Source organism: Bacteroides sp. 90-K9/2, from assembly GCF_047310725.1.
In the GTDB taxonomy this organism is placed as follows: Bacteria; Bacteroidota; Bacteroidia; order Bacteroidales; family Bacteroidaceae; genus Bacteroides; species Bacteroides vicugnae.
This window is the reverse complement of the sequence record NZ_JBCGVL010000008.1, coordinates 64,011-82,157: the sequence shown is the minus strand read 5'-3', so window position 1 is coordinate 82,157 and position 18,147 is coordinate 64,011. Positions and strand designations below refer to the sequence as shown.

10 protein-coding genes are annotated in these 18,147 nt (G+C 38.5%); all 10 read right to left on the bottom strand.

Annotated elements, in window-relative coordinates; all coding sequences use genetic code 11:
* Positions 1-17: 17 nt before the first annotated feature.
* The 10 genes from AAHJ11_RS17190 to AAHJ11_RS17145 all read right to left on the bottom strand — a co-directional run bounded on the left by AAHJ11_RS17190 (position 18) and on the right by AAHJ11_RS17145 (position 18,119).
* Positions 18-2,111, bottom strand: coding sequence for an alpha-N-acetylglucosaminidase (locus tag AAHJ11_RS17190; protein ID WP_320975198.1), 2,094 nt, complete (start codon positions 2,109-2,111; stop codon positions 18-20).
* 102 nt (positions 2,112-2,213) lie between these two features.
* A complete protein-coding gene (locus AAHJ11_RS17185; protein WP_217721266.1) occupies positions 2,214-3,290 on the bottom strand; it encodes an aldose epimerase family protein in 1,077 nt (358 codons plus the stop codon).
* A gap of 17 nt (positions 3,291-3,307) precedes the next feature.
* Positions 3,308-5,449 (bottom strand): TIM-barrel domain-containing protein, encoded by a 2,142-nt coding sequence (locus tag AAHJ11_RS17180; RefSeq protein ID WP_259021508.1) that lies wholly within the window; start codon positions 5,447-5,449, stop codon positions 3,308-3,310.
* Between the two features lie 83 nt (positions 5,450-5,532).
* Positions 5,533-7,428, bottom strand: a complete 1,896-nt coding sequence (locus AAHJ11_RS17175) for an alginate lyase family protein (protein WP_320979177.1) — start codon at positions 7,426-7,428, stop codon at positions 5,533-5,535.
* Positions 7,421-8,626, bottom strand: coding sequence for a glycoside hydrolase family 88 protein (locus tag AAHJ11_RS17170; protein ID WP_320975122.1), 1,206 nt, complete (start codon positions 8,624-8,626; stop codon positions 7,421-7,423). The genes AAHJ11_RS17175 and AAHJ11_RS17170 overlap by 8 nt, the downstream gene beginning before the upstream one ends.
* Position 8,627: 1 nt before the next feature.
* Positions 8,628-10,502 carry a glycoside hydrolase family 97 protein gene (locus AAHJ11_RS17165; protein ID WP_320975121.1) on the bottom strand — a complete coding sequence of 625 codons (1,875 nt, stop codon included), beginning with the start codon at positions 10,500-10,502 and terminating at the stop codon, positions 8,628-8,630.
* Positions 10,503-10,511: 9 nt separating this feature from the next.
* Positions 10,512-11,207, bottom strand: coding sequence for an endonuclease/exonuclease/phosphatase family protein (locus AAHJ11_RS17160; protein WP_320978279.1), 696 nt, complete (start codon positions 11,205-11,207; stop codon positions 10,512-10,514).
* A gap of 282 nt (positions 11,208-11,489) precedes the next feature.
* Positions 11,490-13,145 (bottom strand): hypothetical protein, encoded by a 1,656-nt coding sequence (locus AAHJ11_RS17155; protein ID WP_217721272.1) that lies wholly within the window; start codon positions 13,143-13,145, stop codon positions 11,490-11,492.
* 132 nt (positions 13,146-13,277) lie between these two features.
* Entirely contained in the window at positions 13,278-15,014 is a 1,737-nt protein-coding gene (locus AAHJ11_RS17150) for a RagB/SusD family nutrient uptake outer membrane protein (RefSeq protein WP_320975119.1), read from the bottom strand.
* Positions 15,015-15,035: 21 nt separating this feature from the next.
* Positions 15,036-18,119: a SusC/RagA family TonB-linked outer membrane protein gene (locus tag AAHJ11_RS17145; protein WP_148365257.1), complete on the bottom strand. Its 3,084-nt coding sequence runs from the start codon at positions 18,117-18,119 to the stop codon at positions 15,036-15,038.
* Between the last annotated feature and the right edge of the window lie 28 nt (positions 18,120-18,147).

Below are 18,147 nucleotides of genomic sequence, written 5' to 3'. Positions count from 1 at the left end.
TTGCGTAATATGGAACATCACAAAGCCACGGCACTCTTTACTAATCTTACAGCTTCATCCAATGGTACCTGAAAAGTCTCCGTAGTATTATGCCATGGTGTAGTTATCCATTTTTCTTCCCAATCATCCAAATTCTTATCAGAAAAATAGAGTTGCAAACGAGGTATATAATAGTCCTTAATCAAGCCAGACCATGTGCGGGCTGCATAGTCTTCCTGTATTCCTCCCCACGTTGTTATCAAACGCTTTGCGTTTGCTTCATAAAAATCTTTTTCCACAACAGACTGACCACAGTTTCTAGCCTGTTCGACCCACCTATCCAATCGGTGAAGAGGATGAGACAAAAGTAGTTTATCTGCCTGCTGTAACAAAGAAACAACATTTTCCAACAGTTTATTAGCCTCATTCTTAGCACCCATCTGTTTCTTCTCCAATGCTTTTATATATAATAAATCTGCTTTTGCACATAAGTAATAAGAAGCAAATTCAATAGCATCGTATCTATAAAGATCAGACTCTTTCAAGTTCTCGGAGCAACTTAAAAACAACTCTATGCCATGAAAAAAATCATCACTCATATCGACTTTGCTCTTTCTCCTGATATCAGGAACAACAGTTTGCCAAGTAAAACGGGGATAAGAATAGAATGTACCATATGAACTTTTTCTTAATAAATTCCATGCCTCACTCATATTCTTCGGATATCCCCCATAACGAGCTATACAATATTCTTTTAACCATAAATCTAAATCTATGGCAGATTTACTCCATCCAGCATCTGCAAGCAGTTCATATATGACCTCATTATTTTCAAGACCTTCCGGCGCAGAACCGAAACCAACTAAATTTTCTCCATATTTAGAGCGCAAAGCCTCAATCGAGGCTGATGCATACAATCCCAAATCTCCAGTCAACAAATTCTTACCTCCAAAATTCGGAACATAACTAAAGATCCATTTCTTACCATAAAATCCTTCATGCATCTTCCAAGTTTGTTCCGTCTTCCATACCCATTTCGGGAATTCATTCCCCAAATCGATTATTATCATCTTATCATCCGGCACATGACTTAACAAAGCTGTTAAGCTTTCCTTGTCCCAAAAAGAATGATGATAGCCGAAAGTCCACCCCTGAGTCACCCATATAGCATCCGGATTACCTGCAGAGATCGATTTATAAATGGTTTCACCATATTGGGAAAGCAACTTATGCTTTCCTTCCGTGTCATCTTTCGCTACGGGAAGTTCCATCTCATTAAAACTATCCGACAGGTAAAAATCATTCTTTCCGAATTCTTTTTCCCACTCTTCCACAAACATCCTTCCTATCTCTACAAAAAAAGGAGAGTCCGGAGGCAATACATAGGCATTGTATTTTTCATCAAAACCTCCCCATTTCAAATGATTAAACTTAATCTCCGGGTGTTTCTCCACAAAAGCCATAGGTACAAATCCTGCAAAAGCTGGTGCGATGGAATGCATATTCAACTCTCGCATTCTATTTAAAATTAAATGTTGCAGATTTATCTGTTCTTTTTGCCAGCTGTCAGACAGTCCTCCATCCCAAGAATTCAAATTTCCCATGCGATGCCATGGTAAATGAGCCGGAGCAGTAAAAAAAGACTGTATATCCTTTTTATCCAATCCCAAACGTAGCCACACACGTTCGGCTATAGCCTCTGCCGCTACTGTAGCCAAAGGAAAATTCACTCCATGCAAAGCCATCCAGTCAATCTCCTTTTCCCAACGTTCCCAATTCCAATAAGGAGCTGTATAGCCATAAGTACAAACATTCAAGAAATACCTGTAATCGTATGGTGTCGTTTGCTTCGCAGAATTATACTCCGGCCACGTTTCAGGTAAAGAAAGATGATCTCCACTCCAGGTTTTCATTGCTCCACAAACATTTTTCAAATAATATCGAAAGGCATAACATAAAGCTATTTGGCTACTTCCACTAATGGTCAAGACACCTTTAGAAGACTCTATCAAGAATGTCTCTTTTCCTTCACAAGGGTCTATCATCTTAAAAATAACATTTTCAATATTATCCCCAAATTGCCTGTTTATTACTTTTTGTGCGGGACAGCTTTTGTCAGTAGCAACAGCCATAGATACCGATAAACAATAAGTATAAACAAGCAACAATAACATACTCTTCTTACCTAACAAGTTTTTCATAATACAAGATTATTATTAAAGTAACTAATCCATTTAAAAGTTCATACAATCATCAACGGAGAATTTATATTTCGTATATTGCAAGTATTCTTCATCAACATTTAAAAGCACAGAAGGAAAACATTCCCAATGTACCGCATCGGGATATCCTTGAGTTTCTAAAGCAATTCCTGCATTCGCATAATAAGGGATATTACCTTTTCCCACATCAGAACCATCCATTAGATAGCCTGTGTATACCTGCAAAGATGGTTGATTGGTATAAACAGATAATCTCCGCCCACTATCTTTATCATATAATTCAGCAGCGGGAGAGCACTCTTTTTTATTACATAAAGCATAAGCAAGAGAAAAACCTTTTTGTTGCTTAATCCCTAGGTAGTCAGTCATTAATGCATCTGAAATCTGGCGTGATTGCCTAAAGTCTAATACAGTTCCGGCTACAGAGACCAAATCTCCAGTAGGAACCAGATTATCATCACAAGCTATTATTTGAGATGAACATAATCTAAGGCTATGAGACAACACATCTATATTATTCCGAACTCCAGCCAGATTAAAGAAAGCATGATTCGTTACATTTATAGGCGTCACTTTATCTGTTACAGCTCTACAAACCATTTCTACTGAATTATCAACAGTTAATGTATAGCTCACAGAAACACTTAAATTACCAGGATACCCCTCCTCCCCATCTTTTGACAAACAGGTAAAAACAACAGTTTCTTCTCCCTGCTCATTCTCTTTAATCGAGCTATCCCATAAACGATTATGAAACCCTAAAATTCCTCCATGCAAATGATTGAACTTAGGTTTGCCATATATATCATTAGCAGCTAGTTCATAACACTCCTCACCTATACTGAAATGAGCATTCTTGATACGGCCACAAACACGTCCGACAATAGCACCATAATATTGTTCTGAAGCACATTTATAGTCAGACAAATCACTGAATCCTAACAAAATATCTTCAAAACAACCATTCCTGTCGGGAACAAACATATCCAACCAACGTGCTCCATAGGTGGAGAAGCGGGCTACTAAGCCATTGGTATTCCTAAGAGTAATCATCTGTTCTTTCTTATTATTAGTCTGCCTGTTTATCATAAGCTCCAATCATCTTTTTACTTTATAAAAGCCCATTTATTGATGTTATATCTCCGTCCATTGAAAGCACCTTGACGTTTGTAATAGCCTTTTCCCTTTTTAACTCCCAATGTCAACCAATTATAACGATTCTTATTTTCAAAATCATAACTAACCCCATCATCTTCAAATAATGTACAATGCTTTCCATCAGAATTACCATAGACCTGACAGGTTATATTAAAAACAGAAGTTTCAGAAACAAACTGTAACGGATCTGCCAAAGGTAAAATTGTACCGTCCTTAACGAACAAAGGCATTTCATCTAAAGCAATGGCAACTTCGTATTCTCGACCTCCCTCGTAACGTTCATTCGTATTAAAATTATACCATGCACCGGCCGGGAAATAGACTTTTCTCTTTCCAGTATCATCCAGTAAAGGAGCAACCAGCAAATTATCTCCCATCATATATTGATCTGATAAATTCTGTGTTTTAGCATCCATAGGAAAATCCATCAACAGAGGACGAAATGGAGGAATACCTTCCATATGATAACGGGCAAATGCATTATATAAATACGGTAACAACCGCATGCGGGTATTTATAAGTTTGCGTGTTATATTCTCCATCTCAACACTGTCGGCCAAAAAGACTCCTGTATTATTCTTATCCTTATCATATTGCAACCAAGGAGGATTTTGCAGGAACCAACTATCTACCACAGCATGAGCTGACAACAACACGAGCTGCAAACGTCTGAAGAATTCAAGTTTAGAACCGGACTGACGAACTTCCGGAGACCACAACAAACCACCAAAAGCTGAGTTACTGATCATTTGAATGTAATCTTTATATCCATAAATATCACTATATAAAGAAGCTGGAACGGAAGAAGCAAACAAACCGGAAGAGCGATAATCTTGAAAGGTTCTCCGATTCTCGCTTTCATACATATTATTTAATGTTCTCAAATACAATAGTCCCAATGCCTGATGCATTTGCTCACCATCCATTCCGGAAGGGAAAGTGCTCATTTCAGGAAATCCCCAAGTTGAATTGCCTACAGAAATATCAGAATTATCACATTCATCCAATTTGAATCCCGAAATACCTTCTCCCATGAGCTGTTTATGATAATCAGAGAAACGCTTTCTTGTTTCCGGCAATGCAAAATCCGGGACTAAGCCCCCCCAAACCAGAAAATCTCCTGAATAATCTTTCAGCAGCTCCCACAATGGTGATGTCGGATGCACATATGCATGTTCCCAAAGATTCACTTTATAGTTATTCTCATTCAGGGCTTTTAACATTAAACGATGATTTGGAAAACGTTTCTCATTCCAAACATAAGAACAAGAATAAGCTGCGGTATGCCATCCTGGTTCCAATCCAATCACGTCACAAGGAATCTTCTTATCTCTGAAATAAGCCTGTATCCTCATCACACCTTCTTGAGTAAAATCTGTTTTCGTTCTATATTTGAATCCAAGTCCCCACATCGGAGGCAAACAGCCGCCTCCGGAAAGCAGATTGTATTTTTGGACAACTTCTTTTACATTGGAAGCTTTAAAAACAAAAACTTCAACTCCTTTACAATTAGGAATATCAATATAGACATAATTGCCTGATTTCTTGTTTTCATAAAGTTCTTCTGTTGAATTCTTCACTTCACCATTTGAGGAAACTATTTTCTTTTGGGTATGCTTTTCAGTATGCGTGCCACAATAAAAAGTTGTATAGCGCAATGTATTAATCAGAATGCCATATCCTTTGCTTGAAATATAAAATGGCTGAGGGGCATGCGTGTATCCTAATGTGTTCAGAGGATGGTCATTTACTATCGGCTTTTTCTTCAGTCCCCTCTGTTGGAATGAACCTATTTGAAGTCCAAAGCCATAAAGCTGTTCGTCATTCAGCAATGGTATACGCACCCGTCCACCACGGCTAAAAATTTGCAAGTCTATATCTTCCAATATAAAAGGAAGCGTACCTTCAGGTAGTTTTTCCAAACTTCCCTGTTTGGGTTTCTTCGGACAAAAATCATAAGGGGTATGTTCGTCCGGAGTTCCTACAGACAAACGGATAATTCCATTACCCAATGTATCTATTGAAATTTTATTATATCCGTATACAGACGTACAACACCAAACGAATAAAACAGAAAGAAATATTTTCATATTATATTTTTTAATGAATTTATTTTTCTAACAAGACTTCCTTTCATCTTACGCTTCTACCGAAATTTAGACATCTAAGGCAATCAATCAACAAAAGTCCAAATGGTTTTAATATCCATTTTTTTACCTTTGGTTCGAATAATCAACGGGTAGACATCTTCACCTTTCTTCAATCCTTCAGGTGGAATACCGGGAGCTACTCCAATAAATAATTCATACGGAGAATGAACTTCTAAAGAGAGTTTTGTTCCATCACTCATAGAAAAAGAAAAGGTGCCTTTACCAGGACTCCTACGTACTTTCGATATCCTTTCATATTCAAGTAATGTGTCTTTCCTTTCTGACGGTAGAGAGATGGAATCACGCAATATCAATGTATAGTCATAAGTATGTTCCACATCCGACTCACATGTAAAATGATCTACCAACTTTATACCTTCTAAGGAAAGAGTGCGATGCATATTCACTCCTACATACGTACTGTCAGACACAGCCTCTATTACACCTCCACAAGAAGTTGGCTTAAATAATACTATTTTCCCCTTAGATGCTTTTTGATCTTTCTTATCAATAGTCACTGTGTTATGAGATATTGTTTTTCGATACCAAGCATAGCAATCCGGCACACCATAGGCCGTAGTTCCCAAGTCCGGCAGGATTTCCCTACGTCCGTCATGAATGCTAATAGACAATTTATCCGGATGTCCATGCACCCCACCACTGGGACCATTCTTCAGAACAATCGTTTTATTTTTAGAACGCAACACACCAACACCTAAATCGGGGAATAAATGACTACTTAAAGAGACACCGGAAGCATGAGATTTCAGCTCCATTCCATTGATTAACGCATCTGGTGATTTTCGCTCTATTTTCTCATAACAAGCTGCCAATACATCTATTATCTTTTGATTTCCTGTACGCAAAGCAACTATTTCATATAAGCCAGCCTGTTCTAACAATGTTGTTCCATACCAACCGTCGTTTTGAGAAGGAAACATTAGATCCGAGTAAAGCATATTGACCGGAGACAAAAACATATTGATAACCTTCTCATCATACAGGTTTATATGACGACACCTTACTGCCTCAGCAGAAAGAAGAATAGCCCTTAAAGGATAAAAATGATAAACGACCGATCCTTCATTCCACCAGCCATCATTATATACATTCTTTTTTTGCATATCATAATATCCCAGATCCGGTTTGTTTAAGGCAGCATTGATGATAGAATCATTTTTCAAAGCAACCCCTAATGCTATAATTCCTCCATTATGCCAAACTTGCCAGTTCCCCTTATCGCGGCTAGATAGCAGCAAGTCAGCACAGGGACGCAGGAAACCTTTTTCTATTTGAAGACGTTCTTGCAGCGTCATTTCTACAGAAGCAACCAAAAATGCACGGGCCGCATCTATAGCCCATACAGCTTCATCCAAGCTTTGGGAGAACAGTTTGCCACTAGTGCCGGGAGTATATTTTCGCTCCCGGTCATGGATTTTATAGGCAGGATACTTATGAGATAAGTCCAAGAGCATGGAAGTTATATTATCCGCATATCTTTTTTCATCCGTAGCTAAATACAAATACATATTCGCCTTCAAATAGTCCAAGTTAGCTCCATGAACAAAATTCACCCATGCCCAGTCATACCTGTCAACATCACTCCATTTCTTCTTACATACTGCGCAATAATGCGCTTTAGGACTTTCCCAGTCAAATACAAATTGAGTGTTATGAATCGGACAAAAATAATGATGCCCATGCCCACCTTCCAAAGCAGGTATAGCTAATGAATGTTTTTCCCTTTCCGCAATGGTTTCAGCAAGTTTACCCAAAATTTTATTCCCCCACTTTGTCTTAGACGAGGATTTTATATTGCTGATATCCTCTGTAGAATAAAAATAGAAATTCTCATCTTGTTGGGCAAAAGCTGTTCCAACAAAGAATAACAAGTATATAAATAAAACATATCTATTCATCACTGTTTGGCTTACCATTATTATAAATTTTATTCAAGCGGATTAATGCCTCTATATAATAATAATCAGCATATATGATTGACGCATCTATTTCCGTTCCATCGGGCTTATGTCCTGTGGAATGAAGAAGGAACGCATTGTTAGTTTGTCCACCTCGATAAGCAGGGGAAGACAATACTTCTACCATTTCTACTGCTGAATTTAAATATGCACCTGACTTTGCCTTGTCTTTCACATACGAACTAAGTTCCAACAATCCCGAGGCCACCACAGCAGCTGCCGAAGCATCACGAGGTTCATTGAGTAAATTAGGAACATCAAAATCCCAGTAAGGAATATGGTCTTCAGGAAGTCTTTTCAAATAAATGTCCGCTGCTTTTTGTGCCACCTCCAGAAAAAGCGGTTCACCCGTTTCTCTATAACACATGGTGAAACCATAAATAGCCCACGCCTGTCCGCGTGCCCACATTGACTTATCCGCATATCCTTGATGGGTTAATTGGCTGATTCGCTTCCCATTGATTGTGTCATATACAACCACATGACAGGTACTGTAGTCTTCTCTGAACTGATTTTGTGAAGTCACCAGCGCATGGCTATAAGCTATATTGTACAAATCTTTGCCTCCCCCGTTTTTAGAAGCCCAAAACAGGAGTTCCAAGTTAAGCATATTATCAATAATCGTATTATGCGGCCATCCCTTTTGTTTCCGCATTCCGGGCCACGAGTGAATCGTCCCCACTCTCTTGTCAAACAAAGTGGCTAGCGAATCAGCTGTACGAAGCAATATTTCTTTGTATTTTTGCTCTCCTGTAAGCCTGTAAGCATTGCCGGAGCTACAAAACATCATAAAACCCAAATCATGATTATCGGCTTTACGATCTACTACAGGAAACAAGGCTGAAGAGTAACGTTCAGCCTGTTTCTTGATTTCATCATCACGTGTATACTCATACACATACCATAAAATACCTGGCCAGAAACCACTTGTCCAATCATTAATGGAAGTACAATGCCATTGTTTTTGTCCCTCACCGGACAAAATATTCCGTGGCATTCGGGTTGTATCATTCAACACTGCAAGACTTTTTTTAGTTTGTTCCTCACAATAATTCAATGAAGAAGCCACATCAAAATCAGAATGAGAAGAACATGAACAGAAAAGTGCAAGCAGACTACCTAATATACATTTCTTCATATCACTTTTTCAATTCTTTAATAATCATTGTAGCACCACCACGAGGTAAAAGCGACAAATTCAGTATTGTCCGACTGGTTACTTTCTTCGTTTTAATATCCACATGTGTTCTTGTTTTTACTTTTTCGCCTCCATCTGTAAATAGAGTCAGTTCATACTTCTTGTTTTTATCCAAAAAGTCGAGAGAGATGTTCAAATCTCTTGCATCATTATTAGTAATGCATCCGACATACCAAACACCCTCTTTTTTACGGGCCATCGCTATATATTCTCCAATAGCACCATCAAGCGTCTTTGAATCATCCCATGTAGTGGGTAAGTTATCAAAGAAAAATAATTCGGGTTCATCTTTTACATCTTCCGGTGTGTCGTACCAATACAAGAACTGCAAAGGACTGTAATTAATAACGGATAATGCCATCTGATGGCAAGAGGTATTTAGCAATGAACGTGCATTTAGACTCTGTGCCAATCCGGGTTTCAGCTCTTTTCTATGATAATAACAAACTGTACAGTCTGCTGCGCCACTAATAAAACGAGTAAACGGTAATGTGGTATTATTTACCCCATCAGGAAATTCTTCATTGCCTCTCACACCTTCTTGAGTCAACAAGTTTGGATAAGTGCGACTAAAACCGGTTGGCCTATATTCATCATGAATATCAACCATCAGGTGGTATTTCGCACATTTCTTAACAGCCTCGTGAAGCCAGATATTCCACCTGAACGAACCGACATGAACAAAACCAAATTTAATACCAGCGATCCCCCAAGACTCATACAATGGTAGAATTTCATCCAAATGTGCAGCAAGAGCACGTTGATTGACATACAGCCACACCCCAACTCCCTTACTTTTTGCATACTGCACAACGGTAGGTATATCCAAATCATTCACAGAACAACGTTGCGGATCAACGTCTGACTTTCTGGGATCTGAATCTTTTGAAGTTTCGGAGCCATACCAGCCTGCATCAAAATGAATATAATCAAGATTTCTTTTTACTGCAAAATCCACTACTTTTTTTGCTCCCTCTGTTGTCAAAGAAACAGTACGGATAATTCGTCCGGGCTTAATCCATTCCGTATCCTCTATTTGGCAAGCCTGGTTAAGGTTCAAAATAAGATCATTATTGTTGATTAGGTCTTTAGGCTGTTCACCCACCATCACCACTCTCCAAGGAGTTTCAAAGGGAGCTATGTCTTCCACAGCATCATACATTTTACAACGAATCACATTACTTTCACCTTTCCGCAACACAAACTTAGTTCTACTATAATTTACCATTTCCGCTTCTGCCAGACTTGCATACAATCCATTTTCCAATTGGAGCGTCAACGGTCTCTCGGCCTCACCCGGCCAGTCCTTCACTAACATACGTTTGTGCTCTGCTTGAGCAAAAGGCGCAAACCAGCAGTAAGTATTTTCAGGGACGACAAAAGTTGTTTCTTCTTTACTAATACGCAGATAAGAACTGCCTAAATATTTATATCTAAAACCAATACCTGAATTATAAGCTCTCACAATTAATGCAAGCCGACTCCCCCGTCCTTTTATTTTCAACGTATAGTTATATTCTTTGTAACAATCCTCGACTACGGCTCGTTCACCATAAACCGGATGCCAAGTCTTATTTACAGATAAAGAGTCAATACGCTCGATTTCCAGATTTTGCGACCAACCATCTATACCAAGTTGTGACTCCAAAATGACAGGCTTTCCTTTATAAGAAATCTTGTATTTCAGCAAACCGCCTGCCTCGTAGGCAGAGAATGCAACATTATTATCAGGAGAGAACAAAACCTTGACGGTATTCTCAGCGTATCCCGACATCATACTTAATATGAAAAGAAGAATAAAACTAAAAATCTTCATAACCTTATTTTACTTATTAACTAATTCTATTTCAGACACAATCGGCAAATGATCGGAGAGCAATATATTCTCTACTTTAGAAGAGAGTAGTCTCCAACTCTTTTGGGGATAACCAAACAAATAATCTATCTTATTCCGAGGATGCTTGGAAGGGGATGTCAATACGGTATTATCTGAAAGAGACTGCCATGTCTTAAAATATTTTTTTATCTCGTCAGAATCCGGTTTTGTATTAAAATCTCCCCCTAAAATAATAGGGAAACGCTTTTCTTCCAGTATTTTGGTAATCACCTTCAACTGCTCGGCACGAGATTCAGAAGAGGTGTAGTCCAAATGGGTAGAAGCGACTATAATTGTATCTCCACTTGGCAATTCCATCTCAGCCATCAACAGTGCACGTGCTTCATGCCGGACATCCTGTTTAGGCAACATAATCTTTTGTACATTTATATACGGATATTTAGTCAACATTCCAATGCCATAAAAACCACCCGCATAAGGTATAGTTTTGCCATACAGAGGAAACAGCTTTGTGTAATAGCCCAGCTCCGTTATAAAGTTCTTGTCATGCTGATGTGGTGTTCTCTCACGTCTGGTCATGCAATCCAGTTCTTGTAAAGCAACGAAGTCCGGTTCATTTCCAACAATAAAATCAGCAATATTCTTCAATGAAGAAAGCTCCCCAAAACGCAGATTATAAGTCATGACCTTTAAACGCACTGGTTCCTGGGCAGACAAACAAGAAAACAGAGAGGTAATGAAAAAAACAAGAAATATTTTCAGTTTCATAGTTCCAATTCAGCTTTAAACTTATCACTCCAATTATAATTACTAATAAAATAACAGGGGCTAACTAAAAAGTTCTATTTACAATATTCTTTCTACATATGTCTGTAGTCAGAGGGGGGGGTATTAAGTTAAAACTTTTTAGTCAGCCCCTTTATGAATAGCTTCTACCTTGCTATTTGATTCTTTCCTTATCCGAAATTACAATGGATAAGGAGCATAGGGTGCTATAGACCCACCCGTGTTTGCAGCACGTTCATCTGTCAATGGATACTTCACATCAAACACCATAGTCCAATGACCATTAGCCTTCTTTGTCACACTTTTCACATAGAAAATGGCAAATGCAACATTGCTGACACCCACAGCTGGTGATACAGTCGGATGGGAATGAGTACCCCAACCGAAAAGGAAACCTCCCTCTTTCTTACTTGTATCATTAAATGTATCGCCTACCCGACGACTTGCTGTGTAAATCTTATAATTTTCACCATCAGGAGAAGGAGGTATGATACTTGATTCCAAGAATTCTTGCAACCCTTGCTCAGATAAGATAGCATCAAACGCATCCTTAGTTATTTTTCCCCGCTTAGCAGATATAAAGGCATAAGTCAATGTCTCAAAACCAGTAATATAAGGTTTAGATGCATTATAATAAGCATCACCTGCTCCATAAGCATGAGGTGACAAAGGTTGAACTCCATTTCCTTTGTTTGCCAAGTAAAAATCAATTCTTTCTTGTTTATTTATCGCTGTTGATACACCAAATACAGGGGTATCTTCAAATAATGCAAGGAAACAAGCATTATCTGCAGGGTCTGTAGACATAGTAACATCTGTCAAAGAAGCAACTCTGGATGCACTTAATACCTTTACTCTGGGTTTCTCGATAGTTATTACATTTCCTTGATTGGCTGCAACAATCTCCACAGATTCCATCCCCTCTTCACCTGTTAACTGAATAGAGAATTTAGCTTCATTCCCTTCACTGTCAATGAGAGGTAATTCTGTATAATTGCCCAATGAACCATTTTTCTTTATTGCATATTTCACGGAAACGATATCAGAACCTGATGCTATCATTCCATCAATTGACTTTACCTTACCTATAATAGTTCTGTTCAATTCTGTCAAATCACTGGTGAATGTCAGGTCCAAGAAATCTTCCATCACTACATTCAGAACTTTAAATTCTTTAATAGCAACTCCACCATGAACATTAGCTGCTTTTACAAGAACAGACTGTAAGCCAGCCTCTACCGGAATAGAAAGCTCAAAATTAGTAGAAGATAAACTTCCTTGAACTGCCTCTTTTTCCACTCCATTAACCACCGGAACAGCCCAAACTGAAGCCAGTTCGTATTCGCTCTGAATCTCTCCTTTGATATTGAAAGGAATGCCTACGCAAACCGTCTTTTTCTGGTCAACATTATCCTTAAATGCTAAAACAGGAGCGTTTCTTACTTCTGCAACAGTAACCGTTCTCTTGTACAATTGATCGTTTTTGTCAAATACAGCAAAGAATATATGGGACATATTCTTGACTACCGGAATTTTAACTGACAATACATCATTCGATGATTTTTCAGGAACCGGAATATCTACCGAATTACCAATCACAACCTTACCTTCATCATTTTTCACGCCCACTTTGTAATAAGCACTCTTTATGCCGGCCTCAGAGGCGACATACAAAGGTATCTCCAATTCACCATTTTCATCCAAATATTCGTATTGATCCGGAGTATCCTTTAAATCAATAGAATAACTTACATAATCGTCGTCATGGTCACATGCTCCCAACAAAAGTGAAAACACCATAACAACAAATAGATTTATAAAACTATAGTTTTTCATAATGTCTGTTTAATAAAGATTTTCAATGAAATTAATCGGCAAGAAGATAGAGTATTTATCTCCATTCAGTAATAAATCAAAATCAACTTGCCAATTAATAATTATCTAAATAATACCTATATCAACAATTTATCAGAATCCTGGATTATTGGGGAACTCTGCTTGGGAATTCGCATCAATAACCGATTGGGGAATAGGACCTAAGTTATTCCTTTCTCGCACAGTCTTTGCAGAAGCCTCATAACCAAACCTCTTAACCCTATCGTAAAGCAGTCCCATACGGCATAGGGTAAGTGTACGGAATTCTTCAGCATAAAGTTCACGGGCTCTCTCATCCAGTAGATAATCAATGTCCACATCTGCTGCTTCCACCGGTTTTGCATTGGCACGGTTTCTTACTACATTAATATCTGCAGCTGCTTCATCTTTGTTGTCATTCTTCAAATACGCCTCAGCACGTATCAAATAAGTTTCAGCTAAACGGATAGCGTACCATTCCATTACAAAACCATTAGCCGGTTCGGCAGCATAATGCCAATCTGAACCACATTTCATGATACGAGGATAAAAACGCTCCATTGTATCTTGTCTGGTAGTTAGCCACTCTTTCTTAATAATCTCACCCGGTCTCAGTTTTACTACAATATTTGTTCCATCCTCCAAAGTCACACCTGTTTCGTAAACCTTATTAGGATCATCCACTTCAACACCATTAACGATTGGTTTAGGAGCTCTATAAATACGATTGATATTGAATTCCGCATTACGCTGATCCTCCGAACCTGATTTTCCCCACAAATCGTAACAGAAGTACGGAGTAGGACGTACCCAAGAAATGCCACGGCCAGTCCAGTCACGGGCATTTCCGTCATAACCAAATTTTGTAGTTCCCCAAAAAGCAGGCCAGAATACGCGTTCTTGATCAGTACGGGTAGCTAAGCCATCATTTAATCCACCCTGTACGAATTTATCTACCTGAATAACCCAAATAGACTCTTTGTTTCCAGTCTGATAACTAAAATTAGAGAATCCATCTTCGCTTTTCATCTGGAACAGATCCCAAAAGGCATCCTTCCCTGCTACATCCTTACGCCATCCAAAGCGTTCTGTCATCAAATAATACTCTCCTACCTTTTGGTCAATGACCATAGAGGCTGCATCTATCGCTTTTTGATACATGCTCTTATCACCAGTTTCATCCCCAAGAGCAATATACATCTCTGCTAAATAATGATAGGCAGCTGCCTGAACCACTCTTCCCGGCTCCGTTACAGAAACCGGAAGATTCTTAGCCGCAAAATCAAAGTCCTCGATACATTGTCTATACACATCCTCACGACTATCACGTGTATAAGCAAGAGATGGAGTTCCTACCGGCTCCGTCAGGATAGGTACCCCTCCAAACAGAAAACCTAAATAACGGTAACAATATCCTCTAAAGAAACGGGCTTCTGCCTGAGCCGCCAACTTTTCAGCCTCATTGCTCCATCTTACATCCGGATTTTCCGTCTGTTTCAACAATGTATTCACATTATAAAGCATACCAAAATGACGTCCATAAACAACACGGTAAATATCTGTGGTCGAATTTACCAAACTCCAGTCTGTATACATATCCATATCAGAAACTGGACGAAACATAATATCCGTACCAATACCAAATTGAAAGAAATAATTAGGGTCATCCCTAAAATTATAATTCTGACGAACAATTCGGTAAAATTCATTCAAACCAGTTCTGAACTGGGAAGCATTTAAATAAGAATTATCGACTGTAAGAAAATCATCTGCATTCTCCTTCAAAAAATCACTGTCATTACATGCACAGAGAGAACAGAGTGACAATGCCAAGCATATTAATTTTTTCATATCTTTCCTCTATTTTTAAATTTAAAATGTAACTTCCACTCCCATAGTTATATTACGCAAAGCAGGATTACCATGAGCATAGGCCGTACCTGTTTCAGGATCGATTCCTTCCCAAGAAGTAAATGTCAGAAGGTTCTTTGCAGCCACATAGAATTTCAAGCTCCGGACAGGAGTTTTACTTAAGAGCTTTTCGTCAAATCTATAAGCTAAAGAAAGGTCTTGCAGACGTAAAAAGTCATGACGCTGTGGGAACTTATACTGATAAGGATTCGTATAATTTGGACGAGGAACCCTGTTAGAAGGGTGTTCAGGCATCCAATATTCCTTATTCAGCCAGTTAGCAGTACCGCCACCGCCAAAGGTTCCTACATAATTAGCATAAATATTATCAGCAATATAATAATTATTTTTTCCACCACCAGAAATCCAGTTCAGTAAAAAATAGAGTTCAAAGTTTTTATACGTCAAGGTATTGGACATGGTCATTGTAAAGTTAGGCTTGGAATACCCTACAATTTTACGGTCACCGTTAGCATCAATCTTACCATCATTATTTAAATCCTTGAATTTAACATCACCTGGATTACCACCATAAATTGCCATATACTCGAGGTCATCTTCCTGAATAATGCCGTCAAATACATAAGTATAGACTGCACCTAATGATTTGCCAATAAAAAGATTATTTGCGATATCATCATCTTCTACACCATCGCCATCACCATCCAAGCCATATAGCGAAACTACCTTATTACGGTTCATCCAAAAATTCAAACCTGTAGACCAAGAGAAATCTTTTGTCTCAATATTCCTTGATCTCAAAGAGAATTCAAATCCCCAGTTTTTCACTTCACCGATATTATCGGATACATTCTGAAAACCATTCATTACAGGAATAGCACGATTCAGCAGCAGATCAACAGTTCTTGAAGAGTAATAATCGATATTACCACTCAAACGATCATTGAACATTGAGAAATCAACTCCAACATTCCATGCACCAGTCTTTTCCCAAGAAAGTGCCTTGTTAGCTAAGCCACTTGAAGCTGAAGTATTTGCTGTTTCCTGACCGAACAAATAAGATCCGGAACCCATTTTTGAGAAAGTGGAATAGGAACCGACAGACGGATTACCATTTTCACCATAAGATAATCTAAATTTCAAGTAGTTGATTAACTTCACATGATCTCTAAAAAAAGCCTCATTGCTCACAGTCCATGCACCGGCTAACGAGAAAAAATCACCGTATTTATTACCATCCGCAAAACCGGAATAGCCATCACGACGTATAGAAGCAGATGCATGATAACGCTGTTTATAAGCGTAATTGGCACGAGCCATATAGGCCAATTGAGAAAGAACTGTTTTATCGGTATTGATACCTCTTTTAGCAGGATTACCTAATTCAAGCGAATGAATACCCAGAACTGTAGAACCTGCTGCTTTGAAATCTTTTGCACTCAATTCAGACTTGGTAGTAGTTGCCCTCTGACGTTCTGCCAATAAAGTCAAGTCTACCGAATGATCACCCAATGTACGATTGAAGTTGATCAAATGGTTCATAAACCAGTCTGTACGTGTAGAATGACTTTTGCTACCATTTGCGTCTACCAAATACTTCGTTTGATCATAGAGATCTTTTTCATCCAATGTATTCATAAAATAACGCTCATCTTGGAAGTTTGCACCATGTCCTTCCCAACGATTTAAAGAGAAGTTGAATGTATAAGACAAACCTTTTATCCAAGGCAAATCAACACGAGCAAATGTCACACTATTATAATTCTGATTTCTGTCTTCATTGAATTGTCTTGTCTGCCATAACGGGTTAATAGTAGTCTGATGTCCCTGAGGAGAACGTTCCATCTCATGTTCAAACCCTTCAAAACGAACATACTTATAACCATAAGGAGTGTTGTTTACAGCGTTTCTCATATCCGCTTCTTTACCGTCCGCATTTTTGTTAACAACAGACAACTTTAAACCAACTTTCAGCCAGTCTGTAACCTGTGATTCTATTTTGGAGGTTACAGAGAACTTTTTGAATTGGTCATTGTACATAATACCATCTTGATCAAGAAACTGACCAGAAACATAATAGTTCAGTTTGTCCGTACCCCCGGAAATGCTAAGCTGATAATCTTGAGAAAGCCCCATACTAACACATTCATCATACCAATCAATTATATTGCCCTCCTGGTAAGCAGAATACTCATATGGAGTCAACAGATTCTGCAATTCTAAATCCGCTTCAGAAGCACCGTTCATTCTTCTTAAGTCTTTCTTTAATTGAAGATATCCTTCAGGAGAAAGCATATCCGGTCTCGTTGTAGGAGTCTGAAAGCCTACAGTCGCGCCAAAACGTATAGTCGGCTTTTCACTCTTACCACGTTTTGTTGTAACCAAAATTACCCCATTGGCAGCTCTCGAACCATAAACTGCTGCGGAACTCGCATCTTTCAAAACATCTACTGAAGCAATATCACTAGGATTTAGCTCATTCCAACTTCCGAGATGAACAACACCATCAACAACAATCAATGGATTATTGGATGCCTTAATAGAGTTTTGACCACGGATATTAAAGCTAGGATTACCTCCCGCATTAGTAGCAGTACCAATGTCTAAACCTGGAAGTTGACCTTTCAAAGCATCCAACACGTTCATGTTAGGAAGAGACATACGAGGAGAATCTTCCAATCTAATAGAAGCAATAGAACCTGTCAAGTCCTTCTTCTTAGCAGAGCCATAGCCTATCGCAACGACTTCATCTAGAATCTGCGAATTCTCTTCCATCCCAATTTTCAATTTCTTCACAGCAGAAGCCACTTGAACTTCTTTTGAATTATAACCAATGTAATGTACCACCAATGTACCGTTTATAGGTATATTGATCACAAAATTACCATCCACATCAGATACGACACCATTTTGCGTTCCTTTTTGAATAACCGACGCTCCAATCAAAGGATCACCAGTCCCCTTATCAAACACATATCCCTTTACACTTATGTTTTGCGCAAACATAAACGTAACAGATAAAGCACATAACCAACTAAAAATCCAGAAACGTTTGTTCTGATTTATAAAATTACTACATTTCATAAACAAAGATTTAATTAAACAAGGTTTA

Excerpts from the sequence above, each read along its gene's own strand:
- AAHJ11_RS17145 (WP_148365257.1), bottom strand. The coding sequence starts at position 18,119 with ATGAAATGTAGTAATTTTATAAATCAGAACAAACGTTTCTGGATTTTT.
- AAHJ11_RS17150 (WP_320975119.1), bottom strand. The coding sequence starts at position 15,014 with ATGAAAAAATTAATATGCTTGGCATTGTCACTCTGTTCTCTCTGTGCA.
- AAHJ11_RS17170 (WP_320975122.1), bottom strand. The coding sequence starts at position 8,626 with ATGAAGAAATGTATATTAGGTAGTCTGCTTGCACTTTTCTGTTCATGT.
- AAHJ11_RS17175 (WP_320979177.1), bottom strand. The coding sequence starts at position 7,428 with ATGAATAGATATGTTTTATTTATATACTTGTTATTCTTTGTTGGAACA.
- AAHJ11_RS17165 (WP_320975121.1), bottom strand. The coding sequence starts at position 10,502 with ATGAAGATTTTTAGTTTTATTCTTCTTTTCATATTAAGTATGATGTCG.
- AAHJ11_RS17190 (WP_320975198.1), bottom strand. The coding sequence starts at position 2,111 with ATGGCTGTTGCTACTGACAAAAGCTGTCCCGCACAAAAAGTAATAAAC.
- AAHJ11_RS17180 (WP_259021508.1), bottom strand. The coding sequence starts at position 5,449 with ATGAAAATATTTCTTTCTGTTTTATTCGTTTGGTGTTGTACGTCTGTA.
- AAHJ11_RS17185 (WP_217721266.1), bottom strand. The coding sequence starts at position 3,290 with ATGATAAACAGGCAGACTAATAATAAGAAAGAACAGATGATTACTCTT.
- AAHJ11_RS17160 (WP_320978279.1), bottom strand. The coding sequence starts at position 11,207 with ATGACTTATAATCTGCGTTTTGGGGAGCTTTCTTCATTGAAGAATATT.
- AAHJ11_RS17155 (WP_217721272.1), bottom strand. The coding sequence starts at position 13,145 with ATGAAAAACTATAGTTTTATAAATCTATTTGTTGTTATGGTGTTTTCA.